The sequence below is a fragment of the Maribacter sp. X9 genome, assembly GCF_048537565.1.
Classification (GTDB): domain Bacteria; phylum Bacteroidota; class Bacteroidia; order Flavobacteriales; family Flavobacteriaceae; genus Maribacter.
Genome location: NZ_CP183215.1, coordinates 759,766 through 784,803, shown reverse-complemented (window position 1 = coordinate 784,803; position 25,038 = coordinate 759,766). Strand labels below are relative to the sequence as shown.

The following is a 25,038-nucleotide window of genomic DNA, read 5'->3' as shown; positions in this document are numbered from 1 at the left end:
GATCGTTCCACGTGGAACGATCAAAATTATAATTAAATAGATTTAGCTATCCTAAAAACCAGTTATAACTAACTTCAAGTACGCCATTGCATGAACGGCAAACCTATTCATATAACCACCCAAGACTACTTAGTAACAAAAGAAATATTCGAACTTGAGATCGATAAAAATCTCGACATGCTAATTACAGCCCCCCGACCTCAAAAACTAACGAAATATTATGAAAGTGAAGCCTATGTTTCTCATCACGATGATAGTAAAAATATAATAGATAAAATCTATCAATTGGTGAAAAGCTATACTCTTAACACGAAGATAAAACTTATCTCCAAATACTCGAATCACGAGAAAACGTTGCTAGATGTAGGAGCAGGAACAGGAGAATTTTTACTCAAAGCAAAACACCAAAAATGGTCAACCCTAGGAATAGAGCCCAATGAAATAGCTAAAGGAAAAGCAAGCGATAAAGGTTTAATTATCTATAAAGAATTAAAGGAATTAGATTTATCAGAAAAATTCGAGGTAATAACACTCTGGCACGTTCTAGAACATTTACCTAATTTACAAGAAGATATTAAAAAAATTGAACAACTGCTATCGCCTAATGGAACCCTTATTATAGCAGTTCCAAATTACAAAGCCTATGATGCCAAATATTATGGCGCACATTGGGCTGCTTATGATACACCACGGCATCTTTGGCATTTCAGTAAAAAAAGCATTTCAAAACTATTCAATGTACATGGACTAAAAGTTGAACGAACACTTCCAATGTTTTTTGATGCTTATTACGTATCTCTACTTTCAGAAAAATACAAAACGGGAAAATCTAATTACCTCAAAGCTTTTTACATCGGATTCTTGTCAAATTGGAAAGCACGGAGAACAAATGAATATTCATCCCTAATATATGTCCTAAAAAGAGAATAAAACTATTTTAAACAATTTACAGGGTATTTTGCTTATAAAAATAGTGTAACATTATTACATTTCTAAAAACTCCTTAAAAAGCTCCTAAATAAGTCTTTTATGATAATTACTTTAAATAATTAACTAAATAGAAATAGAAAAAAACTATAGTAGCTTAACATCAGTAGGATTTATAATTTAAACTATTTGCCATAAAAAAAGCTTTACTACTTTTGCGCAACTTTAAAAATGAAAAAAATGAAAAATCTATTAGTCGTATTCCTATTGATGTTATCGGCATCTTGTCAACAAGAGAAAATAGGGTACGTAGATAATGTAAAATTGATGGATGAATATCAACAAAAGATCGATGTTGAATCTAAATTCAAAATCAAAGCAGATGCTCTAGCTAAAAAAAGAGATAGTATTTCACAAGCTTTTCAAATGGAAGCACAAGCTTTTCAAGCAAAAGCACAATCAATGTCACAGAACAAGGCACAAGAAGAATATGCTGCCATGCAACAAAAAGGACAAATGATAGGTCAACAATTACAACAACAAGACCAACAACTTCAACTCGAAGGTCAAACTGAAATGGATAGTATAGTTTCTGCAGTAAAAAAGGAAATTAAAGCTTACGGAAAAGACAATGGATACTCTTATATTTTAGGAGGAGGAGACGGAGGTAGTGTTCTATATGGTAAAGAATCTAATGACCTGACCGAAGAAATAGTGAAATTATTAAACGAAAAATACAAAAAATAAACCTTTCAATTACATTGAAAAAAAGGACGGTTTGAAGCTGTCCTTTTTTTATTCAATGATGTTTTTCTCTAATTTTTCAAGACCTTTCTCAATATTAAATTGATTTTTAGGAAGGAAACCTTTTATAATTAAAACGATTCCACAAATAATCAATATAATTCCTATTACTTTTTTTATAATCCCTATTCTCTTTAGAGTTAGTTTCCTCTTTAATTGTTTAGCCAACAATATCTTAAAAATATCTGTAACAAAATAGGCTACCAATACCGTTGTAAAAAAAACGAACACCCTATTAGGTTGATTATTCAAACTGGGACCTACAATGATTATAATTCCCAACCAAAAAACAAGAACACCTATATTAATAAAGTTCAAAAGAAAACCTTTCATAAAAAGACTAAGAAAATCAGCCTTCCTTATTTTCTTCGAATCGTCAGGTACTTCCTTAGTGTTAACCTTGAAAAAAGTAATTATTCCATAAATCAACAAAATAACACCGCCGAAAATATAAAGACCTGGTTGATTACTTAAATTCTCCAGTAATCGAAAACTAGTAAAATAAGCAATAAGAATAAAAAGAATATCGGCAATCAAAACCCCACAATCAAACGATATGGCAGCTCTAAAGCCTTTAATTGCACTAGTTTGTAAAAGAACAAAAAAAACAGGACCCACCATGAAGCTCAAGAAAAAGCCTAAGGGAATCGCTGCCTGAATATCTTCTAACATGAACGTTTACATTCTTTTTATTGTACCACCGAAAACGGTTTTTTCTTCCAATTTTTTAGGATTTCCATACACCAACACTTCACCTCCAGCTTTCACTGTTGCCTTTACATAATCCTTCGCATTTATTTCAGCCCTAGAACCAGCATTCACATTGATTGTAGAAAACTTAGTACTGAAATCTTTACCTTCATAAACCCCACCGGTATTGATTTGAACATCTTGCAAATCAGAAAATCCTTTAGTTTTAATTATTCCTCCTGAAACCGACTTTATTAACAATTGTTCAACTTCGGCATTTACAATAAGTTCACCACCTTCTTGTGCCTTCAATTCCAGAACTTCTTGTTTAATCGTTCCATCGGTTATCATTCTGGCATCTTCGTTCACATCAATAACCAACAAGGTTCCTGAATAATATAAATCTACAAATGTTTTATACCCACTAAATATTTTCCCTATTTGCATCCGTATCTTAAGTACTCCATCATTATTAACAAAAGCAACACTTTCTGTATTTTCACCTGTAATAATCGCCTTGTTTTCAGTAGATTGGATAAGCTTAATTGAAAGGCCATCAAAACCCTTGACTTCTTTAAAGCCATTTAACTTCTGAGTAACCTTGTTGTCCTGGCCAATAGCCAAAACACATCCTAAGAGAAAAACACTAACTAATAGTTGTTTCATTCTGTATGTATAACTTCGTTAATAGAAATATTACTTATTCGACTAACACTTCTAATTCAGCCTTCTTATACCAAAATTCGTTCCAAATCAATTATTTATATCTGGAATCAAAGCAAAATCCAAGTGCCGTTTAACCAAATCAGTACTCTTAACCATTACAGTTACTTCATCACCAAGTTGATATCTCCTCTTGGTACGTTCTCCTATAATAGCATATTGCTTTTCATCAAAGATATAATAATCTCCTTTTATGTCTCGAATACGAATCATTCCCTCACATTTGTTAGCAATGATCTCAACGTAAATTCCCCATTCGGTCACACCACTAATAACCCCCCTAAACTCCTCATCTTTATGATTCTGCATAAACTTTATCTGCATATATTTTATCGAATCACGCTCAGCACTAGATGCTAGATACTCCATATCGGATGAATGTATACATTTCTTTTCATATTCCTCTTCCTTAGCTGACGAACCACCATCTAAATAATACTGAAGTAACCTATGTACCATAACATCTGGATAACGCCGTATCGGTGATGTAAAATGCGTATAGTAGTCAAAAGCAAGACCATAATGACCTATATTATCAATAGTGTAAATAGCCTTACTCATACTACGTATGGTCAAGGTATCAACCATATTCTGTTCTTTCTTACCTTTTACATCTTGAAGTAACTGATTTAGTGAAGAACTAATTGACTTTTTATCTTTAAAATCAAGTTTATGTCCAAACTTAGAAACAATACCATTCAACGCCATTAACTTATCTGGATCTGGATCGTCATGAACTCGATAGACAAAGGTTTTCTTAGGTTTTTGTTTTCCAATAAACTCAGCAACTTTTCTATTGGCCAACAGCATAAACTCCTCTATAAGTTTATTCGCTTCTTTAGATTCCTTAAAATAAACCCCCATAGGTTCACTATTTTCGTCTAAATTAAAACGAACCTCTACCTTATCGAATGATAATGCACCTTGATCCATACGCTTATCGCGCATAATTTTCGCCAAGCCGTCCATCGTCAATATGGCTTCTACTATATCATTAGAAACTTTATATGCAGAATTCCTAATAGAAACGTCATCAGGTATTTCACCATTACCGGTTTCTATAATATGTTGCGCCTCCTCATAAGCAAAACGCTCATTTGAATTAATAACCGTTCTACCAAACCATTGATTTCTGATCAAAGCCTTATCATCTAATTCAAAAATAGCAGAAAATGTATATTTTTCTTCATTAGGTCTTAATGAACAAGCATTATTGGATAATACTTCTGGCAACATAGGGACCACACGATCAACCAAATAAACAGAGGTTGCCCGCTCATAAGCTTCATCATCTAAAATAGTTTCCTTTTCCAAATAATGTGAAACATCTGCGATATGAATTCCTATTTCGTAGTTTCCATTATCCAATTTTTTAAAAGAAAGTGCATCATCAAAATCCTTGGCATCCTTTGGATCAATGGTGAAGGTAAGTACATCCCTTACATCTTTTCTCTTGGCGATCTCATCTGGTTTAATGCTCGTGTCCAGACTATCGGCAAAGCGTTGCACTTCTACAGGAAAGGAATATGGTAGACCATACTCAGCGAGAATAGAATGAATTTCGGTATCATGTTCTCCAGGTATACCCAGAACTTCAGTTACCTTCCCAAAAGGGGAATCAACATTCTCGGGCCAGTCGGTAATTTCAACTAGTACCTTTTCTCCATTTTTAGCATCTCCTAATTTATCTTTTGAAACAAAAATGTCGGTGTACATTCTAAAATCCGTAGGCCTCACAAATGCAAAGGTTTTTTGCAAATCAACAATACCCACAAACGTGGTTTTGTAACGCTCTAGTATTTTTACAATTTCACCTTCTAATTTTTTGCTCTTCTTTCTAGGATGTATATAGACCTCAACTTTATCTTTATGAAAGGCCTTGTTCAATTTATTGGAGGGAATAAAAATATCATCATCCATGCCCTCTACTACAATATAAGCATTGCCTTTACCTGTAAGATCTACCGTACCTTCATGATAGGTCTTTTTATCTTCCAAAACTTTATACTGCCCCCTATCTATCTCCTGAATACGCTTTTTTTCCTTTAATTCGGCTAATCGCTTTATTAATGTATTTCTATCTTGGGCATCGGTTATATCTATCTTAGCAGCAATTTGCTTGTAATTAAAACTTTTACTAGGCTCTTTTTCCAGAACTGTAAAAATTCCTCTGGTAATTTCATTTTTTCTATGATCCTTCGCCTTCTTATTTCTTTTCGACATTAAACTTTTTATTTGTTGGAAAATTACGAATTATAATCCACTACCTGAAAGACAACTTTTTCATGAAAAGTTAACTGTCACAACTGTTATCAACAATTATATACTAATGGACATTTTTTCTTTTTAATTAAATTAAATATTGATGGTTATTATAGGATGTTCATAACTGGTATAACTTAAATACTATTTACTTGATTTTATAATATACTAAAAGTTGTTGACAGACTATTAGTCGTTATAATAATTGAAAATCAGAAATTTGAGAAGTTATTAGTAATGGTTTATAACCACTGTTAACATGAATTATTTGATAACTAAATGTAAAATTAGTGTTAATGGGAGGCCTTGTTCGGGTGAAAATGAACTAACTCTTTTTAAAACCTTTTTTCTTCTTTTAATGTTTAAAAGTGTAAGCAGTTATTAATATTAAAAAGCAAGTTTTAAAATAAGTTTTTTTAAACAATTTATTAAAGTACAAACTTGGCTTATACCATACTAATGAACAACCATTAATTATAGTACTATAATTAATGTTGTTAACTACGTACTGCTTGTTGTGAATTACTGATTATCGTACCTTTAGCAAAGTTTTACTACTCCCCCATATTGAAACTTAGTGAACTATTAACCTCTAAACAATACGCTTATGAAAATAGCTATTGGAAATGACCATGCCGGCACAGAATACAAATTGGCCATTATAGGTTTGTTAAAATCTATGGAAATAGAAGTTACCAATTATGGTACCGATGGTAGGGATAGTGTTGATTATCCAGATTATGCACATCCTGTCGCTGGAGATGTTGAAAATGGACGTGTAGATTTTGGTATTTTGATTTGCGGTAGTGGAAATGGAGCATGTATGACAGCCAACAAACAGCAAAATGTTAGAGCTGCCTTATGTTGGAACAAAGAAATAACCGAATTGGCTAGGGAACATAATGATGCTAATATCTTAAGTTTACCAGCAAGATATATTGCTTTGCCCCAAGCGCTTGAAATGGTTGCTACCTTTTTAAAAACTCCTTTTTCCGGTGGACGACATGAACGTAGAATTGAAAAAATTCCTTTAAAATAAAGTATCTATGGGTCATGAACACAAACACGATCATCATCACGCACACGGGCATGTACATCCAAAAATAGAAGGTAAAAATCTGGTTATCTCCATTGTATTAAATGTGCTGATCACCCTTTCACAAGTGGTAGGCGGACTATTATCTGGAAGTCTCTCCTTACTTTCCGATGCTTTACATAATTTTAGTGATGTCCTTTCTTTGATAGTAAGTTACATTGCCAATGTACTTTCAAAGAAAGAAGCGTCAGTTGGTAAAACTTTTGGATACAAAAGGGCTGAAATTGTTGCCGCATTCGTCAATTCAGCAACTTTAATCGTAGTCGCCGTAATTTTAATAAAGGAATCTATAGAACGCTTTATTGAGCCACAAACTGTGGAATCCAATCTGGTTATTTGGCTTTCTTTGGTAGGTATTTTAGCGAATGGCTTCAGTGTCTTTCTCATCAAGAAAGATGCAGACAGTAATATGAACATGAAATCTGCCTATCTTCATTTGTTAACAGATATGATGGCATCTGTAGCTGTATTGATAGGGGGTCTGCTCATGAAGTTTTTCTCGCTCTATTGGGTCGATCCTACGTTGACAATGGCCATAGCATTATATCTTATTTATATGGGGTATGCGCTTTTGATTGATTCAACAAAAGTTTTAATGTTGTTTACACCCAATGAAATAAGTGTCAACAAGATTGTTGAAGTAATCGGTAAAATTGAACCGATCGATAATGTGCACCATGTCCATATATGGCAATTAACAGAAAACCAAATTCATTTAGAAGCACATATAGATTTTACTCAAGATATTGCACTTTCTAAATTCGATGGTATTCTTGAGGAAATTCAAGAAGAACTATATCATAAGTTTGGAATTAACCATGTGAACATTCAACCCGAATTCGGAAGGTGTGACAATAAACAAATAATTGTACAGGACTAATGTTAGAAATAGTGGTAAAAGAATTTAGCGAATTGAATACGATAGAGCTATATGGTCTATTACAATTGCGAAGTCAAATATTCGTCGTAGAGCAAAATTGTGTTTATCAAGATTTGGACGGTAAAGATATTAAAGCTTTACATGTGGTAGGTTTCAAAAAAGAAAAAGTAGTAGCGTATACGAGAATTTTTAAGCCTGGTGATTATTTTGACCACGCTAGTATAGGTAGGGTAACGGTAGCTGCAGACCAACGTTCTTATGGTTATGGAAAGGATATTATGAAAGCTTCGATTGCTGCGGTTCAGAATAATTTCAATACTGCCCAAATTAAAATATCCGCTCAAACCTATCTTTTGAAATTTTATGAGGAACTAGGGTTTAAATCAATTGGCGATACGTATTTAGAAGATGGTATTCCCCATTTTGCAATGGTTAAGAATTAAAAACAGCCGCATATAGCGGCTGTTTTTAATTTTCAAAGCGATTTTTAGATTAAATTTTAATTGGTTTTTTATTGGATAAATTAATATCCTCCAACATCGTATCTGTGAACTTATAATGTCCACGGGTAGTAATAATTCTAAAGCGATTAGAATTCATTCTGCTTAAGGTATCCAAGAACAACCATTTTGTTTTCAACAAGCGTGTTTTTGGAGATTTCAAACTAATGTCAAAATAGTATTTTCTGCCATTTTTTACCGCTACGATATCTGGAGTAATGTTATCGTCTTTTCCTTTTCTGGAATACGATTTAGGGGTTTCATACCCTTCCATATCAGCCTTGATATTTTCAAAACCTGTAGCTTCTAAATGTTGGATCGATTTTTCTAAAAATTCTGTGTTTTCTGACTTTTCTACTTTTACCATACCTAGTAAGATAACATAAAAAAAGAGAATTCCAAATTTTGAAGGTTGATTAACAATATGTTAATATTTAAAAAGACATTATAACGCAAGACGATGGTCATACTATCCTTTACTAACTAAATCTTTTACTTTGTCCGGAGTTCTAATATAACTTCTGTTTTTTCTTTCCTCCATTTCCAAAAGGTCTGTTTTATCAAATGATTTCTTTTCTTCATCAAAGATAATCCTCCAAATTTTACCCTTTCTTGATTCGGAAATATAGAGCGAACCATCAGGACCCTCTGCAAGACCCATTGGCCTATAGATGGCGTCTTTCATATCTAAAACAGTATCGACGCCGGTAAAACCATCTGCAAAAACTTCCCATTCGCCCGTAGGTTTTCCATTTTCAAAAGGAACAAAAGCAACGATGTAACCAGCTTGGGGATAGGGGTTTCTATTGGTAGAGCCATGGAAGGCGACAAATGCTCCGTTTTTATAGCGTTTAGGAAACATGGATCCTTTATAAAACAATAAATCATTTGGTGCCCAATGGGCAGGAAAACCCATTAACGGATCTTTGTAACCTTCTGCTGTGGTTTTTCCGTCGCCAGCATACTCTGGAGCAATTAATCTTTTTTGTTTAAAGGGATCATAATAGGAGTAGGGCCAACCAAAGTTATCCCCTTTTTCTATCTGAATAAACTCCTCGGCTGGTAAAACGGCATTTTCCCATTTAGTATAAAGCTCGGGAGCATGGTTATGCAAATAATCTCTTCCGTGTTGGACCGCATAAAGGGAATTGTCCATTTCGTTCCAAGAAATACCCACAATACTTCGTATACCGATAGCATAGTTTTCACCGTCATATTGGGTCTGATTTAGACGATTTTCATCAAATTTCCAAATACTACCGAGCACTTCTAAACCAGGACAAGGATAAAGGCCTTTTATTCTTCCTACAGATTCTGGGTCTTCGCATGCATTAGTTGGCGCACTGAAGGTAACGTACATTCCGCCTCTACCGTCAAACGCCAATGATTTTGCATTATGCCAACGAAGGGGAAATGGATCGGTTAAGATAACCTCTGGGTTTCCATCTGGAATTAAATCTGTTTCACTTAATTTTTGACGATAAATAACGAGCTCGGAGCTAAAGTATAAATAGCCATTATGAATGCGCATTTCAGTGGCAAAGGTTCCATCGTTTGGATAATTTCCAAACCTTTTTTTTATATCTGCCTTACCGTTATGAGTAGTATCCCTCAAGGCCATATTTCCAAACTGTCCTTTTGGCTCCCTTAATTTTACATAGATATCGCCATTCTTATTGACAGCAATATGTCTAGAAGGACCAATACTATCTATCACTACTAATGCGCCAAAACCATTAGGTAAAACTAATCCTCCATTATCGTCATCGGGTAAAAGTTTAGTCAATACATTTGGCCGTTCTAAAGGAGCTGGTTTTTTTATTTCTTTTTCATTGCAGGATAGAGCAATACAAAGAATACTAGCTACTATTAGAATAATTTTTTTCATACGTTTTTATATAGGGATAATTAAGATAAAGCGCAAAATAAGAATAATGTTTTACAGACCTATAAATGAATTCCATTACACCAACCGTTTTGCAATTGCATTGGCCAACAAAAAATCTAATTTTAAAACAAGATTGATGGGTTTTTCAACCTTATTGTTCTTAGAAAAATAGAGATATCCTTCTGTTCTAGAATTCAATTCTTTTAATTTTAATTTGCCATTTAGTTCTTTATTTTCATAAAGATAGCTGTCTAAAACGGCCTTAGTCAATTTCCTTTGCTCAAGAAAGGAACATAGCTTTTCACGATTCACCAATGTAATTTTACAGGTTGTAAAAACATGAGGCTCATCTTGATATATAGCTGTGGCCAAGGCATAAAAATCAGTGATTTTCCTTTGGTCGAAAAGCCAACCTTCTTTAAAGCCGTTCTTTTTATAGTATCCAAGTTCAAAGGCAAAGGTGGGTAAATCATCATTTATATAATCTAGCTGGGCCTTTTCGTCAATATAGAATTTGTCTTGCGTTTTCCTATGTATAAAAACCACGTCTACCCCAGCTAGTTGGTTTTCAAGGTCATGAACACGTGTTGTATGATAATGAACCAAGTGTTTTTGATAATACACATCCAATAATCGGGAAAGTTGTTTCTCTCTTTTTAAATCGGATGTGAATTTGCTTTTCACAAGTCATTTATTTTGTCGAATAATGTTTGACCTATCTTTTGAACTACGCCCACTACGAGGGCATTCCCCATAAAAAATGCCCGTTTAGTATTCGAGATTCCGTCAAGCTGCGTATGGTGATCAGGGAACATGTTTAGGCGTTCCAATTCTTTAGGCGTTAATCTTCGCAAACCTTTGTTGGTTTGTATCACATGTTTGAAACGTGACGGACTTTTACCGCCTTCGCCTGTTATTATGGTTCTTGAAGCATTATCTAAAGCATCTGGAAAAATCATACCTCCTTCGCTATAGTTATAGGAAAAACCAGTTTTGGCGGTTCGGGTTTCTTTTTTCGCCCCTTTTAAGTATTCCCATTTAGGATAGTCATTTTCGGGAATAAAAAATTCATCCGGTATTTTCCCTTTTTCTAAAACATCTTTTAAGACCACTCTTTTTCCATGGTAATTCGGGGTGGTTTTAGTCGTATGAACGGTTCCGTTTATAAAAACGCCCGAATTTTGAAACGGGGATAATTTACCTCCTTTATTGAATTCTTCCGATAAGGTCACCAAATCCTCTTCAATCGTAAAGGAGTTGATTTTTGAGGAAGTGGAAGTCGCTGGGAAAGCTGTTGCCATGGTTCCAGTCGTACACATCCATTCTTCAGGATTTCCTTTTTTCAATTTTTTGTACAGGGCGGTAGATTTATGATATCCCAAGAAAAAAATACGTCTACGGCGCTGTGGCATCCCATAATCTGCCGCATTGATCACGCGCCATTCTATCGCATACCCTAAATTGTCCAAGCTTTTAAGCATAATCGCAAAATCTCGCCCACGTTGGTTGGAAGGGGACTTTAGCAATCGGTCCACATTCTCGAGAAAAAGATATTTCGGCGGATTTTTTTTTTCGGAAAGAATACGATGAATGCTCCACCAGAGCACCCCCTTTTTACCGATTAATCCTTTGGAGTTTTGAAGCGTGGTAGCAACTGAATAATCTTGGCACGGAAAACCTCCTACCAATATATCTGCATCGGGTATGATTGCGGTTTTAACCTCCGAAATATCTTCGTTACAATGATTTTCACTACCAAATCGGGCTTCGTAAACTAATGACGCATGTTGCGTTTTTGTACTGGGTTCCCATTGGTTGCTCCAAACGACCTCAAAATGCTCAGTGTCTTCCAAACCTAAACGAAAACCACCAACCCCTGCAAAAAGCTCTATAACCTTAAGTTTCTTCATTTGCGCTAAATTTACATAAATTCAAGGGGTCAACACTAAAAAATAAAAAGATAGACATGGGCAAAACAACATTCTTCAAGGGTTTTTCAATACTTTTTATAATACTTCAAACGGCGTGTATTAGCAGTATTAAGGATAAAGAGACTATATTAATCGAAGTAGAAAATGTTAAAAACACTTTTGCCCCAGATAAAAGAACTGCGCTTTTTAATATTGAGGTTTTGAAAGGGCCCTCTTCATTTACGTTAGCAGGAGAAAGTAATTTACCGGTCGCAGTAGATTCTTTAAAATCGGCTTTAGACGAGAAAGGTATTCAATTTGATGATAAAATAGTACTACTCCCAGCATCCGAACTAGAGGGAAAAATACAAGGAGTCATCAATGTATCGGTAGCGAATTTAAGAAGCGAACCCAAACATTCCGCAGAACTGGCCACCCAAGCGACATTGGGTACGCCGGTAAAGGTGTTGAAAAAGGAAGGGAGCTGGTATTTGATCCAAACACCGGACCTCTACTTATCCTGGGTTGATGCAGGAGGCCTTCAGTTGATGACCGAGCAAAAATTTTCCACATGGAAGAAGACCGATAAGATTATCTATACCAAAACTTACGGGCATGCTTTTCAAACGACCGAAGGTACAAACAGGGTTTCCGATTTGGTTGCGGGAGATATACTTCAGTTTTTGGGTACCGATGGAGATTACCACAAGGTCCAATTTCCCGATGGTAGGATTGCTTTTGTCGCTACGGAAGAATCACAGGATTACCAAACCTGGACCGATGCTTTAACGACCGATGCCGATGCCTTGATCACCACATCCAAAACCTTGATGGGAGTACCCTATTTATGGGGAGGAACCTCTACAAAAGGTGTCGATTGTAGCGGTTTTACCAAGACCATTTATTTTCTGAACGGGATGGTCATTCCGCGAGATGCATCACAACAGATACATACCGGAAAAGCGGTGGATTCCGTTGCCAATTTTGAGAATCTTGAAAAAGGAGACTTGTTGTTTTTTGGAAGAAAGGCCACGGACTCCTCTGAAGAAAAAGTGGTTCACGTAGGCATGTGGATCGGTGACAACCAATTTATACATTCTTCGAACATGGTCCGTATCAGTAGCGTTGACCCTAGCGATTCCAGCTATGATGAATACAACGTAAACCGTTATCTCCGTACAAAACGTATTCTCCAACAGGAAGAGGAAGGTCTGATCTCCTTGAAACAAGCAGATCTTTTCAAGGATTAGGTAGCGCAAAGGCAATGATCTGATTTCCTTTTTCGGTTCCTAGTTTTTCCCCTCCGCAGGCAATGACCACATATTGTTTTCCATTGTAAAAATACGTTGAGGGCGTGGCAAAAGCGGGTGCGGGCAGTTTATATTCCCAAAGCAGTTTTCCGTTGCGGCGGTCGTAGGCCCTAAAATAACCATCTTTGGTAGCCCCAATCAGCAACAGTCCGTTCTGGGTAATGATGGGTCCTCCATAGTTTTCGGTTCCAGTGGTAGGAAACCCTTTTTCCTTTAGCGATAAAGTTTCACCAAAGGGGATGGACCATAGAAAATCACCTGTATTTAAATCGATGGCATGGAGTGTTCCCCAGGGCGGCGCAATGCCAGGTAACCCGTTACTATCCAAAAATTTAGTGTAGCCGCCATGTTGATACTGGTTTTCCTCTTGGGCATTGACCATTTCCATTTTCTCGGTTGTTGCTACTGACGTTTCCTCTTCGAAAAGAAATCGAATGAGCGCATCCTTTTCAGTTTCGGTTAATTCAGGAAATCCGGTCATCATCCCTTTGCCATGTGTGATAATGGTGTTCACTTCTTCTTTGCTTTTCCGGAGCTGAAGGTCGATTAAGGACGGAAATCCGCTTGCCACCAAACCTTTTCTATCCGCCTGATGGCATGTGATACATTTATTATTGTAAAGCTGTTGTCCTAGCGGCATCGTGGCAGCCGTTGGGGCATTCTCTTTCATTTGTAGGTTCCAGGCCATTTCGTTGGAATTGACATAAAGGATGCCTTCCTCTGGAGCGGAACCCGCCCCGCCCCATTCCGCAGCCCCATCATAACCGGGCAATAGCAAGGTAGGATCGAGGTTGGGCGGACTATAGACTTCTTTTTGTGCAGCGTTGAAAAACTGTAAAAGCGTTTCCTTGTTTTTGGCATAGGGACTTATATCCTTCTCGGACAAGTCTACGGACTGTCTCGCAAAAGGTTTGGGCCGTAGTGGAATAGGTTGGGTGGCCCAGGCCACTTCACCGATTAAGGTGGATGGAGGCACGGGTATCTCCTCGATATCGAACAAAGGTTCACCGGTGATTCGGTCAAACAGAAAAACATAACCCTGTTTGGTTACTTGCGCAACGGCTTTTATTTTTTGGCCATTACGTTCAACCAACAAGAGGTTGGGTGGGGCCGGAGGGTCTCGATCCCAAAGATCGTGGTGCGTAAATTGAAAGTGCCAGAGATATGCTCCCGTATTGGCACTAAGGGCCAATAGGGAATTGGCATAAAGATTACTGCCTAAGCGATCTCCCCCATAAAAATCAGGCGCGGCAGAACCGGTGGGAATATAAATGATTTCCGCTTCCTCATCCAAGGCCATGCCCGCCCAATTATTGGCCGCGCCCACCTTTGGACTTTTATAGGCTGTGGAGTCTTCCCAAGTTTCATAGCCCGGTTCGCCTGGGTGTGGAATGGTGTGAAAAACCCATTCCGGTTTTCCGCTGATGATATTGAAGGCCATGATATCCCCGGGTGCGGCATCTGACCCTTCGGATACGCGTAAGGGCATCACGATGATATCTTTGAAGATGGTGCCGGGCGTATTGGAAATGACAAATTTGTTTTTAGCGCTATCCGGCATACCGGAACGCATATCTACCTTGCCCTCGGTCCCAAAGGACGGAATCGGTTTTCCGGTCGTCGCATCTAAGGCAAAAAGGTGGGGACCACGGGTACAGAGAATACGTTTATCGTTTCCCTTTTCCCAATAGGAAACACCCCGGCTCGTAGAATGCCATACTTGTATGGAGTCCCCAAAGCTCCAGAGTTCTTTTCCGGTTTCAGCATGAAGGGCAACTACGCGCAACGCAGCGGTTACCCCATAGACCATACTATCTACCACCAACGGGTTCATCTGCATCTGTCCCCAGTCCGGGGCTTTATAACGCCAGGCAACCGTTAATTGCGACACATTTTCTAGGGTTATCTGGTCAAGGATCGTGAAATGGCTTCGCCCCGCATCACCCAAATAGGAGGACCATGTCGTATACTTTTTTTTGGGATTTTTCCCCTGTTTGGTGGAACAGCCTACGGCCAAAATAAGGGCTAGTGTTGTGAATAGTGTGGTAAGTTTAGAAAGGGCCATAAGGGTTGCTGTTTCTTAAAAGTAGCAAAAAGCACGAAGCTTTCTACAAAACATGGCCTTATTTAAAAAGCCTGTTCAGGAGGGAAATCACTTGGGCATAATAGGAGGTCCCAAAAAGATTTAAATGGACCAACAGATAGTAGAGTTGGTACAGGTCGGTGAGCTGATCCTCATTTTTAGGAACGGAAAGATGCTCGCGATAGGCATTGTAAAACGGTCTGGAGAAGCCGCCAAAAAGTTTGGTCATGGCCATATCCACCTCTGCATGGCCATAATACACGGCAGGGTCGATCAGAAAGGGAACCCCCGCGGAACTGATCAAAAAATTACCGCTCCATAAGTCTCCATGGAGTAGGGCCGGCTGGGCATCACCTACATAGTGGGTACAACGATCTAGAATTTTTGTTTTGGATGGAATTTCGTCATCAATCAATAGCTGATTCTTAAACGCCAAATGCAGTTGCGGTAGTAGTCTTTCCTGGGTATAAAAAGAGGCCCAATAGGAGTGGGTGGTATTCGATTGCGGCAAACTTCCAATAAAATTATCGGTAGCCCAACCAAAATCCTTCGCGGTACCATTGGTGTGCAGTGCTGCCAAGTGATGCCCCAATAGTTCCATATCTGCAGCTTCCGGTCTTTTGGTTTCCACATATTCCATCAAGAGAAAGGCTCCCGTTTCCAATGCCTCGCAATGTAGTACCTTAGGCGTGGCAATGGTTTTGGTCTTGGCGATGGCCTCCAATCCTTTTTTTTCGGATTGAAAAAGTTTGAGGGCATCGGTGCCTTCATGAAGTTTACAAACGACACGTTCCGTTTCGGTTTCCAGCAAAAAAACTTTAGAAATATCACCTCCGGACAAGGGCTTTACCTGATTAATTTTTACACAAAGTACATAGGAAATATGGTCAAGAAACTGCTTGTTCAAAATGGGTTGTTTAGATGGGAAAGTGTTAGTCTTCGGTTAGAAATGCCCGGATATCCTGGCTCAGTTGAATTAAATCGGGCTCATGGGTGTACATCATATGTCCCCCTTCGTAATACTTCATCTCCACACGGTCCGTCACGATTCCGTTTCGGGCAAAGGTATATTCCGCATCAAAGAAGGGAGTGATCAAATCATAATATCCACAGGCGACCAGAACTTTCATGGCGGTATTCCTGCGCATGGTTTCCCCAAGTTCCGGAGCGGTATTGACCGGCATGGGCTCCCAATACTGACCATCGGGCACGGTTCTCCAACGCCAATTGGAACCACCACCGGAGGTAATGTAGGGCCTATCCATTTTCACTTTTAATTCCGATGCAAAATAGTGGTTAAGGCTTGCCGTATAGGCGGCACTAATTTGGTAGCTGGCAGCATCCCCCAAATGGGGACGTTCTGAAACCTTATCCTCTTCATCGCCCATAAACCGTCCGTCTAAACGACCAATCGCCAATCCTTTGTCCTGTAACAGCTGCTTTTGAAAACGTCCCATCAAAATACGTAGGTTGGACCTTAGGATATAGGTTTTCTCCAATCCCGTAAAATAGGCCAGCTTCTCCGCAATGGTATTTTTCTCGTCATCGGAAAGTAAACTTCCTTTATAAAGTGCCGGTATATAGGTACTATACGTAAAATTACGGCATTCTTGGGTAAAGTTTTCTAGGGATTTGCCCTGTCCCGCTTTTTTGTGGTACCAGGCCGTAGCGGCCATACTAGGCAAATAGGTAATGAAGGAAGTGATATTATTGGGTTCAGAGGTTGACCCTGCGTAATCCAAAGCTTGGGATATCAAAATCATTCCGTTCAAGGCCATGTTCTGTCCAGAACCTTCTAAGGCTTTCCCAAGGGCGGCGGCACGGGTTGTGCCATAACTTTCACCGGCCAAATATTTCGGGGAGAACCAACGTTCGTTTTCGGTCACCCAAGTTCGGATGAACTGGGCAAAAGAGGCCACGTCTTCTTTGAGTCCGTAGAAATCCTTTCCCTCTCCCTTTCCTACCAAACGGCTGTATCCGGTTCCAACAGGGTCGATAAAGACCAGATCGGTCAGGTCTAATAATCCATGCTCGTTCGTTATAAGGGTATAGGGTGCGGCCCCATCGTCGCTTTTTGCCTCAGAATCCACTTTTACGATTTTTGGCCCAAAGAATCCCATATGCAACCACATGGACGCGGAACCGGGTCCGCCGTTGAACACAAAGGTTACCGGCCGTTTGGCAACATCACCCATGGGGGATTTGGTGTAGGCAACAGACCAAAAAGTAGCAATGGAGTCTCCGTTTTTATCGGTAAGAAAGGTTTCCTTGGCGGTAGCGGTATAGTTGATGCTTTTACCCCCAAAGCTGCCTTGGTGGTTGGTCACAAAGGATTTTGCTTGTGGAATGGGTTTTGGTTCGGTTTCCTTTTTGGGTGCCTGTCCAAAAAGCCTTAAACACATCGTAAGGCAAAGGGTTAATAAATATAAGTTTCGCATGGAAAGAGTAGTTTGGTTTGTAGCCTAAAAGTAGTTATAAAATACGAGCCGACTTAAGTTTCTAGAATTTGCTGTACATTTAGATAGTTGAATGATTCTAAAAATTAAAACATGTATTACCGTTCCTTATCCACCAAGCCGTTTGGCCAGTATATTCCTAAAACCAATTTCCTTTTGGGTGCTCTTTTTGCATTGCTAACGAATAATGTTTCGGCACAACAAAGCGAAGATGGATGGGTAGATATGTTCAATGGGGAAAATCTAGATGGATGGACCGCCAAGGTCCACCATTATGAATCCGGGGATAATTTTGGGGATACCTTCAGGGTAAAGGACGATATGATTATTGTGCGATACGACCAATACGAAGAACCGTTCAATGACCGTTTTTCCCATTTGTATTACGACCAGCCTTTTTCAGATTTTCACTTGACCATGCAATACCGTTTCGTTGGGGAGCTTTTTCCCGGTGCTCCGGATTACACTTTGAAAAACAGTGGCATCATGTTCCATTCCCAAGACCCTAGAACTATGCTAAAGGACCAGGACTGGCCTATTTCTGTCGAGATGCAGTTTTTAGCGGGAATCACTGAGGGGGAGGAACGCCCTACCGGAAACATGTGCTCCCCGGGAACAGACGTGGTCTATGAGGGTAAAGTAGATTCAAGGCATTGTATCAACTCTACCTCGGACACCTATTATGGCGATCAATGGGTTACAGCCGAATTGGTCGTGTATCATGATTCCTTGGTTACCCACATCATTAATGGAAAAGAAGTACTACAATATACCAAGCCCCAAATAGGAGGAGGCGTGGTCAATGGTTTTGACTCCACACTCAAGGAAGATGGTAAACCGTTAAAAGAAGGCCTTATCGCTTTGCAGAGTGAAGGTCAGCCCATTGACTTTAGAAATATGAAGATAAGGAACCTAAAAGGATGCATGGACCCCAAGGCAGCGAACTTCAAGGACTATTATGTAGTTTCGAATCCTGGGGCGTGTAGTTATGATTAATGGAGTGTCGCATTATATTTAACGGAGTTATCCAATAATTCCGTTGCCGCCAGAATGGCATCGTCATGGTTTAAATAGTACTTGTACAATCCATCACGATAGAAATATCGTTTTACGATTTCATCCTCAAGATTTTTCTGTATCTCACTTTGGTATTTGTCCAAGGCATTGATCTTACCTTTTTCGATATTGACCAAAAGTGTTTTATAACTGTCCTTAACATCTTCTCCCAAGAAATCGTTTTCCTCTCCAGAAAGGGCATTCTTAATGGCTTTTTCTGCTTTGGTCTCGAATGAAAAATTACTGTTTTTCACGTAGTTTTTAAACGCATTGAAATCTGCATCGGTGAATTTGAAATCTGAAACAGACTCCAAATTATTCTTGTATGAATAATCGGTAGCATAATCGAAGATGACATTGTTCTGTAAAAGAGCCAAGGTAAGGTCGTTGGTTTGAACCGTTGCTACCTCTATATCGGGTAAAATTCCACCGCCGTCTTGTACCTTTCTACCATTACGAGTAGAAAAATCATTGTATTTGGTATTTCTTACCGCATTACCGTTATCATCCCTATTCCAGTAGTCCAACGCTTGTATACATCTACCAGATGCGGTATAGTATCTAGAAATGGTCACTTTTAACTGTGTGCCATAAGTAAGCTTCAAAGGCCTTTGCACCAAACCTTTTCCAAAACTTCTGGCCCCCATTATTACTGCCCTATCCAAGTCCTGCAAACTACCAGAAACAATTTCGCTGGCCGAGGCACTGCTTCCGTTTACGAGAACGACCAAAGGGATTTTCTCATCCACAGGTTGGTTGTTCGTACGGTATTCGCGATTGAATTTTTTTACTTTTGATTTTGTCGTAACCACCAATTCTCCTTTGGGCACGAATAAGTTGGTAACGTTTATGGCTTCGGAAAGTAAACCTCCAGGATTGTCCCTTAAATCCAAAATTATTTTTTCAGCTCCCTTTCCTTTTAGGTCCAGTAATGCAGATTTGGTTTGCTCAGAGGCTTTTTCGTTGAATTTTGACAATACGATATAACCAGTTTTACCATCGATCATTTTAAAGAACGGAACGGCATCAACTTCTATTCCTTCACGCGTTATGGTAGTTGTATTTGTTTTGCCCTGTCTTTTATAAGTGACGTTGACAGTAGAACCGTTGGCCCCTTTTAAAAGTTCACTGGCATTATCCTCAAAATCCGCCACCTTTATATCTCCAATCTGAATGATTTCATCCCCGGCCTTTAATCCTGCTTTATCTGCCGGATATCCCTCGTGTGGTTCTACAATCAATAATTTATCTTTGTAGGTGCGAACTAAAGCTCCGATGCCCGAATATTCCCCGGCATTATTTATTCGGTAAGTTTCAACATCCTGTTCGTTTAAAAACTTGGTGTAGGGATCCAAATCCTCTAGCATATTTTTAATGGCGGTATCCATTAATTCTGCCGGATTGGTCTCGTCAACATAGTTCATATTCAACTCTTTGAACAGGGTTGTGAAGATTTCAATCTGCTTGGCTATTTCGAAAAAGTCGCTTTTATAACTACTTCCTACGAATAGGAACGCTATGGCGATGATGGGTATAAGAACTTTTTTACTGACTATTTTTTTCATCAATCTTGACCTTAAATTTGTTCAATACAAGCTTCATTCGTTGATCTAATTGCTCAAAAGTGGGCATCTCCCTACCAAGGTATAAAAATAGAAACGCAAAGTCGGCATCGGTATTGTTAAAAACCATTGCTTTATTAAGCCGATAGGCTTCCCTGAGCAAACGTTTTATCCTGTTTCGTTGCACGGCACTTTTGAAATTCCGCTTAGATACCGTTACCCCAGCTTTAATGGCGACGTTTTGGTGTTGAGCGGGGATATACATCAATTTCAATGGATAGTTGGATATGCTTTTTCCTTCCTCAAATAACTGGGTGAAGAGTTTTTGGCTCTTTAGCTTTTCCTTTTTTCCGAAGGATCTATCCATTTTAGAGGATCTGTTTTTATATTACCCAGAGGGAAAGTGTAAATTATCAACTATATATTTAATTACCTACTCCGCTTGCCAAACATTGTTCTCCAAGTTTACATCCGCCATTAATTGCGAGGGATCTATTACCACCGCTTTGATGGACGATAATGGCTTATTGATTATAAAATCATAAGTCGGATAGGCCCAAGGCCAATCTTCCACTAACGTTCGTTGTATTCCTTCATAGGGGTTCTCTTTTTCCCCGCGCATCATACGTAGGGGCGCATAAAATGTTTCCCTTGTATCATCGTTATAAACAACCAAAATATCCAGGGGCATTGGCATTAGTCCAATACGTTCCATAGTCACTTTGGTAGATGTGCCATCAGCATCAACGCTCTTGATTCCATAATCAATGGTGTTGGTGGTTTGGGTCCAATCTGTCAAATACCAATCCAATTCCATACCCGATACTTTTTCTGCAGTACGTTTGATGTCATTAGGAACGGGATGCTTGAATTTGAAATCGGCATAGTACTTTCGAATGGTTTCCATTAACTTATCTTGGCCGATAACATAACCCAATTGAGACAAAAAGATAGAACCTTTACTGTAGGCCGAAATACCATAGGCAAAGTTAAGTGCGTATCGATCTGCGTAGGTGGTCTGCGGCTGCTCTTTACCTGAAAGCGCCAAATTTCGATACCCTTTGTACGTGTTTTCAAATGGATTGTCCTTAAGTTCTCCCATAATCTGGTTCATACATAATGTGGAAATAAACGAAGTGAAACCCTCATCCATCCACTCGTGTTTGGCTTCATTAGTACCCAATACCTGTTGAAACCATGAGTGTGCCATTTCGTGTGCCATAACCCCGACGAGACTACCAAATTTACGGTCGCCTGTTATAAGCGTCGCCATGGCATACTCCATACCACCGTCACCACCTTGAATTACGGAATATTGATCATAGGGATAAGGCCCAACGTTTTTGTTAAAAAACTGCATGGCTTCAACAGTTTTAGGTTGAAGATTTTTCCAGTTTTCTAAGTTTTCTGGCTTGTTCTTGTATAGGAAATGTAACATAGGACCATCGGGAACCTGTGTCGTATCATGAATATAATCTGGGTCTGCGGCCCACATAAAATCATGTACCATAGGGGCTTTAAAATGCCAGGTCAATGTTTTGCCTTTCTGTTTCTTGATTTTCGTACCTGGCGCTTCATAACCATGACCAATTTCATCTGCATTTTGAAGGTATCCTGTACCACCAACAACATACTTCTTGTCCAAGGTCAGTTTTACATCAAAATCTCCCCAAACACCATGGAATTCCCTAGCAATATAAGGATCTGCATGCCACCCTTCAAAATCATATTCGGCTAGTTTTGGATACCATTGGCTCATGGAAAGGGCAACCCCTTCACTACTATTTCTTCCAGAGCGTCTGATCTGTAAAGGAACTTGGCCTTTAAAGTTCATGTCGAAGGTCGTTTTACCTCCCGAAGGTATTGGAGAAGCCAATTCTACAACCAATACAGTGCCTTCTTCTGAAAAAGAAACGCTATTACCATCTTGTGTCAAGGTTGTAGCATGTAGGTATCCCATTTCAGTTTCTGAAAGAGACATAATTCTACTTTCTTTGTCTTCTGTAATCATTCGCCCATCTGGATCTGCAATGGTCTGTAATCGAATATCCATCTCACTTCCTGGCTGAAAGGCGTTGAAGTATAAATGAAAGTAAACCCTGTTTAATTCATCAGGGGAATTGTTGGTATATACCAACTGTTGGGTTCCGGTATATTGAAAATTTTCAACATTCATGTCCACCTCCATAGTATAGTCCACGTGTTGTTGCCAATAGCAGGCATTGCCTTGGGCAAAGGAGGCAGTTGAACAAAGTATCGCAAGAAAGGCTAGGATTGATTTAGTCATCTGTGTCATAAAAATTATAATTTAATTTGTCCTGCAGCTACCTTGCTTGCCATTACCAATGCATTATAGGCATTGACGATTTTACCTGAGGTGGAGATTTCGTCCAAGGTGGCACTTTTTGAATTATCACCAGCCAATATTACTTTCGACTTTATAGGCAAGCCAGATTGCAATATAATCTTTTTCACCTGTGCCGCGGTCAATGATGGATATTGGGACATCACCAATGCAGCTACACCGGCAACCGCTGGAGCCGCCATTGATGTACCTGGCGAAAACTCATACTCATTATTAGGAAAGGTCGAATATATATCGGTTCCCGGAGCGAATACATCTACGTTTATATCCCCATAATTGGAATAGGATGCTACCAATTCTGATCCGTATTCAGGGTTCAATGCCCCTACTGTAATCACGTTGTCGGCAAATTCTGGGCCATTTTTAATTTGATCATTTGGGAAATTGGCGTTGGTAGGGTCGTCTAAATTCGCACCGTCATTACCGGCAGCATGCACAAAGAGCACATTGTTGTCGGCCGCGTACTTAATAGCATCGTATACCCATTGGGCTTTTGGTGAAAACGATTTTCCGAAACTTCCGTTAATTACACGGGCACCGTTGTCAACGGCATAACGAATTCCCAGTGCGATATCCTTGTCATACTCGTCACCATTCGGCACCGCTCTGATACTCATTATGGCAACATTGTTGGCCACCCCATTCACACCTTTACCATTATTGCGCTCGGCAGCGATAATTCCGGCAACGTGGGTGCCATGGCTTTCATCGTCCACCCTGTTTTTTGGATTACCATTGCCGTAGTTGATATCGGTGATATCATACGCATCATCTCCTACAGGGGCTCTACCGTTAAAATCCTTGTTGAGGTTGTAGTTCAATTGTTCGGTGAAATATTTAATGCCTTTTCCCAATTCTTCAATCACCTCTGGTATGGTATCCTTTATACTGAACATTTGATTAAGAACCGAAATATTTCGCTGCATGGCCTCGTCGGTCGCCTTAATACTTGAAAGGTCTTCTTGTGTATAGGATTCTTTCTTCAAATATTGTTTGACCGCAACATCGGCATCTTTCACAGCTTGTAATATTTGTTCATATTGTTGCTTGTTCTGTAGGGCCTTCGTATGCTCGGTATCCAGTTTGGCTTTTGCCTTGGCCAATGTTGTGGCATCTCCTATGTTAAGTCTTAGCATACGAACATACTCCAATTGCTCATTGTATGAATCGCCTAAGAAGTTATAACCATGAATATCATCTATATACCCATTGCCATCATCATCTTTGTTGTTGCCAGGTTTTTCATCGGTATTCGTCCATAGAACCCCATCAAGATCTTCATGGGTTAAATCGATTCCAGAATCAAGCACGGCAACTATCGTTTTAGTTCCTTTTCTATTTTTGATGATTTCATTATAGGCTTTATTCACGCTCATACCGGGGATGGTGTCGGCGACTAAGTCCAAATGGCCCCAATTCTTTTCTTCGTCCTCGGTGAGGTCGGCAATTTTGAGAGGGGTCGAATCAATGTTTTCAACGGGCGTTAAGATTAGCCCTCCTCCACCGGCCGAACTGGTAGTACCACAACCTGAGAATAGAGCGATTAGCGAAATAAAGATTAGCGATTTAAAATATGTCTTTGTCATATAGGGGAATGTGTGTTAGGGTTATTTTGTGTTTATAAGATTTTAGTATTGAACAATTAGTTGAACAGCTCATTGAAGGTAAATGTTCGATCTAAACGTACTCCTTTTTCAGTTCGTTTGAGCGTACATAATTGATTATGGGCATCATGTTCAAAAAGCAGATAATAGTTATTGTCAACGGCTTGATTTAAAAACAATTCTTTCTCTTCCATGGTAATCAATGGCCTTGTGTCGTAACCAATGACGTAGGGCAGCGGTATATGTCCAACGGTGGGGATTAAATCGGCCATGTAGGCGATGGTCTTGCCTTTATATTCGAATTGGGGCAGCATTTGCTTTTCTGTATGGCCATCAACAAAACGGATGTCAAATCCTAATGGTGAATCGGCGAGGTATTTTTCATCTGTACGGCCGATAAATTTCAATTGACCGCTTTCTTGCATCGGAATTAGATTTTCTTTTAAAAAGGAAGCCTTTTCCCGTGGATTGGGGTCTGTTGCCCATTTCCAATGTTTTTCATTGGTCCAAAATTTGGCATGCTTAAAAGCGGGTTCATAACCAGTTCTATCTTTGTTCCACTGAATGGCCCCGCCACAGTGGTCAAAATGGAGGTGGGTCAGAAAAACATCGGTAATCTCGTCCCTGTGAAACCCAGCATTTTTTAAAGAAGAATCTATATCATAGTTACCCCAACGGTAATAGTATCCAAAAAATTTATCGGATTGTTTGTTACCCATCCCCGTATCTACCAGTGTGAGTCGGTCGCCATCTTCGATCAAGAGGCTTCTAGCGGCTATATCGATTAGATTAAGTTCATCTGCCGGATTGGTACGCTGCCAAATGGTCTTAGGAACAACACCGAACATGGCACCACCATCCAACTTAAAATTACCGGTCTCGATAGGATATATTTTCATAAAATATAAAGGCGTACAAATTA

General features: G+C 39.1%; 22 protein-coding genes. 7 read left to right on the top strand and 15 right to left on the bottom strand.

The features are described from left to right. The first annotated feature begins 90 nt into the window (after window positions 1-90). Window positions 91-930, top strand: a complete 840-nt coding sequence (locus ACNR9Q_RS03350; RefSeq protein ID WP_419213194.1) for a class I SAM-dependent methyltransferase — start codon at window positions 91-93, stop codon at window positions 928-930. A 237-nt stretch (window positions 931-1,167) separates the two neighbouring features. After that, window positions 1,168-1,674, top strand: coding sequence for an OmpH family outer membrane protein (locus ACNR9Q_RS03345; protein ID WP_419213193.1), 507 nt, complete (start codon window positions 1,168-1,170; stop codon window positions 1,672-1,674). 48 nt (window positions 1,675-1,722) lie between these two features. Here the strand turns inward: ACNR9Q_RS03345 and ACNR9Q_RS03340 are convergent, their stop codons facing one another. From ACNR9Q_RS03340 to rnr, 3 genes are all read right to left on the bottom strand, one after another. Beyond that, window positions 1,723-2,403: a LysE family translocator gene (locus tag ACNR9Q_RS03340; protein WP_419213192.1), complete on the bottom strand. Its 681-nt coding sequence runs from the start codon at window positions 2,401-2,403 to the stop codon at window positions 1,723-1,725. A gap of 6 nt (window positions 2,404-2,409) precedes the next feature. Continuing rightward, entirely contained in the window at window positions 2,410-3,087 is a 678-nt protein-coding gene (locus ACNR9Q_RS03335; RefSeq protein ID WP_419213191.1) for a head GIN domain-containing protein, read from the bottom strand. A gap of 87 nt (window positions 3,088-3,174) precedes the next feature. Further along, window positions 3,175-5,367: a ribonuclease R gene (gene rnr / locus ACNR9Q_RS03330; RefSeq protein ID WP_419213190.1), complete on the bottom strand. Its 2,193-nt coding sequence runs from the start codon at window positions 5,365-5,367 to the stop codon at window positions 3,175-3,177. 646 nt (window positions 5,368-6,013) lie between these two features. Between rnr and ACNR9Q_RS03325 the strand changes: the two genes are divergently transcribed. From ACNR9Q_RS03325 to ACNR9Q_RS03315, 3 genes are read left to right on the top strand one after another with little or no spacing between them, the layout of a single operon-like run. After that, window positions 6,014-6,445, top strand: a complete 432-nt coding sequence (locus ACNR9Q_RS03325) for an RpiB/LacA/LacB family sugar-phosphate isomerase (RefSeq protein WP_419213189.1) — start codon at window positions 6,014-6,016, stop codon at window positions 6,443-6,445. A 7-nt stretch (window positions 6,446-6,452) separates the two neighbouring features. Continuing rightward, window positions 6,453-7,382, top strand: coding sequence for a cation diffusion facilitator family transporter (locus ACNR9Q_RS03320; protein ID WP_419213188.1), 930 nt, complete (start codon window positions 6,453-6,455; stop codon window positions 7,380-7,382). Then, window positions 7,382-7,825, top strand: coding sequence for a GNAT family N-acetyltransferase (locus tag ACNR9Q_RS03315; protein WP_419213187.1), 444 nt, complete (start codon window positions 7,382-7,384; stop codon window positions 7,823-7,825). The genes ACNR9Q_RS03320 and ACNR9Q_RS03315 overlap by 1 nt, the downstream gene beginning before the upstream one ends. Before the next feature lie 49 nt (window positions 7,826-7,874). Here ACNR9Q_RS03315 and ACNR9Q_RS03310 read toward each other — a convergent pair whose 3' ends face one another. The 4 genes from ACNR9Q_RS03310 to ACNR9Q_RS03295 form a co-directional block, all read right to left on the bottom strand. Beyond that, window positions 7,875-8,249 carry a hypothetical protein gene (locus tag ACNR9Q_RS03310; RefSeq protein WP_419213186.1) on the bottom strand — a complete coding sequence of 125 codons (375 nt, stop codon included), beginning with the start codon at window positions 8,247-8,249 and terminating at the stop codon, window positions 7,875-7,877. Window positions 8,250-8,351: 102 nt separating this feature from the next. Then, window positions 8,352-9,770: a PQQ-dependent sugar dehydrogenase gene (locus tag ACNR9Q_RS03305; protein WP_419213185.1), complete on the bottom strand. Its 1,419-nt coding sequence runs from the start codon at window positions 9,768-9,770 to the stop codon at window positions 8,352-8,354. A gap of 75 nt (window positions 9,771-9,845) precedes the next feature. Continuing rightward, the gene (locus ACNR9Q_RS03300; RefSeq protein WP_419213184.1) at window positions 9,846-10,454 is read right to left on the bottom strand and encodes a hypothetical protein; all 609 of its coding nucleotides are present in this window, start codon (window positions 10,452-10,454) and stop codon (window positions 9,846-9,848) included. Then, entirely contained in the window at window positions 10,451-11,680 is a 1,230-nt protein-coding gene (locus tag ACNR9Q_RS03295; protein WP_419213183.1) for a DNA cytosine methyltransferase, read from the bottom strand. The genes ACNR9Q_RS03300 and ACNR9Q_RS03295 overlap by 4 nt, the downstream gene beginning before the upstream one ends. Before the next feature lie 56 nt (window positions 11,681-11,736). Here ACNR9Q_RS03295 and ACNR9Q_RS03290 point away from each other — a divergent pair, with 56 nt between their 5' ends. Then, the gene (locus ACNR9Q_RS03290) at window positions 11,737-12,930 is read left to right on the top strand and encodes an NlpC/P60 family protein (RefSeq protein WP_419213182.1); all 1,194 of its coding nucleotides are present in this window, start codon (window positions 11,737-11,739) and stop codon (window positions 12,928-12,930) included. Here ACNR9Q_RS03290 and ACNR9Q_RS03285 read toward each other — a convergent pair. Genes ACNR9Q_RS03285 through ACNR9Q_RS03275 form a run of 3 tightly spaced genes read right to left on the bottom strand, consistent with a single transcriptional unit; the run spans window position 12,920 to window position 17,511 of the window. Then, window positions 12,920-15,055, bottom strand: a complete 2,136-nt coding sequence (locus tag ACNR9Q_RS03285) for a PQQ-binding-like beta-propeller repeat protein (RefSeq protein ID WP_419213181.1) — start codon at window positions 15,053-15,055, stop codon at window positions 12,920-12,922. The genes ACNR9Q_RS03290 and ACNR9Q_RS03285 overlap by 11 nt on opposite strands. Window positions 15,056-15,113: 58 nt before the next feature. Further along, window positions 15,114-15,980 carry a fructosamine kinase family protein gene (locus tag ACNR9Q_RS03280; RefSeq protein WP_419213180.1) on the bottom strand — a complete coding sequence of 289 codons (867 nt, stop codon included), beginning with the start codon at window positions 15,978-15,980 and terminating at the stop codon, window positions 15,114-15,116. Window positions 15,981-16,005: 25 nt separating this feature from the next. Continuing rightward, window positions 16,006-17,511, bottom strand: a complete 1,506-nt coding sequence (locus ACNR9Q_RS03275) for a S10 family peptidase (protein WP_419213179.1) — start codon at window positions 17,509-17,511, stop codon at window positions 16,006-16,008. Window positions 17,512-17,622: 111 nt separating this feature from the next. On the opposite strand from ACNR9Q_RS03275, the gene ACNR9Q_RS03270 reads away from it, so the two are divergent. Then, window positions 17,623-18,525 carry a 3-keto-disaccharide hydrolase gene (locus tag ACNR9Q_RS03270; RefSeq protein WP_419213178.1) on the top strand — a complete coding sequence of 301 codons (903 nt, stop codon included), beginning with the start codon at window positions 17,623-17,625 and terminating at the stop codon, window positions 18,523-18,525. Here the strand turns inward: ACNR9Q_RS03270 and ACNR9Q_RS03265 are convergent. The 5 genes from ACNR9Q_RS03265 to ACNR9Q_RS03245 all read right to left on the bottom strand — a co-directional run bounded on the left by ACNR9Q_RS03265 (window position 18,522) and on the right by ACNR9Q_RS03245 (window position 25,015). Continuing rightward, on the bottom strand, window positions 18,522-20,150 hold the full coding sequence (locus ACNR9Q_RS03265; RefSeq protein ID WP_419213177.1) for a S41 family peptidase: 1,629 nt from the start codon (window positions 20,148-20,150) through the stop codon (window positions 18,522-18,524). The genes ACNR9Q_RS03270 and ACNR9Q_RS03265 overlap by 4 nt on opposite strands. Continuing rightward, complete coding sequence (rnpA, locus tag ACNR9Q_RS03260; protein ID WP_419213176.1) at window positions 20,131-20,514, bottom strand: ribonuclease P protein component; 384 nt, start codon at window positions 20,512-20,514, stop codon at window positions 20,131-20,133. Before rnpA ends, ACNR9Q_RS03265 begins: the two co-directional genes overlap by 20 nt. Before the next feature lie 66 nt (window positions 20,515-20,580). Then, entirely contained in the window at window positions 20,581-22,434 is a 1,854-nt protein-coding gene (locus tag ACNR9Q_RS03255) for a M1 family metallopeptidase (RefSeq protein ID WP_419214242.1), read from the bottom strand. A 14-nt stretch (window positions 22,435-22,448) separates the two neighbouring features. Further along, complete coding sequence (locus tag ACNR9Q_RS03250) at window positions 22,449-24,098, bottom strand: S8 family peptidase (RefSeq protein WP_419213175.1); 1,650 nt, start codon at window positions 24,096-24,098, stop codon at window positions 22,449-22,451. Between the two features lie 56 nt (window positions 24,099-24,154). Further along, entirely contained in the window at window positions 24,155-25,015 is an 861-nt protein-coding gene (locus tag ACNR9Q_RS03245) for an MBL fold metallo-hydrolase (RefSeq protein WP_419213174.1), read from the bottom strand. Window positions 25,016-25,038: the final 23 nt, after the last annotated feature.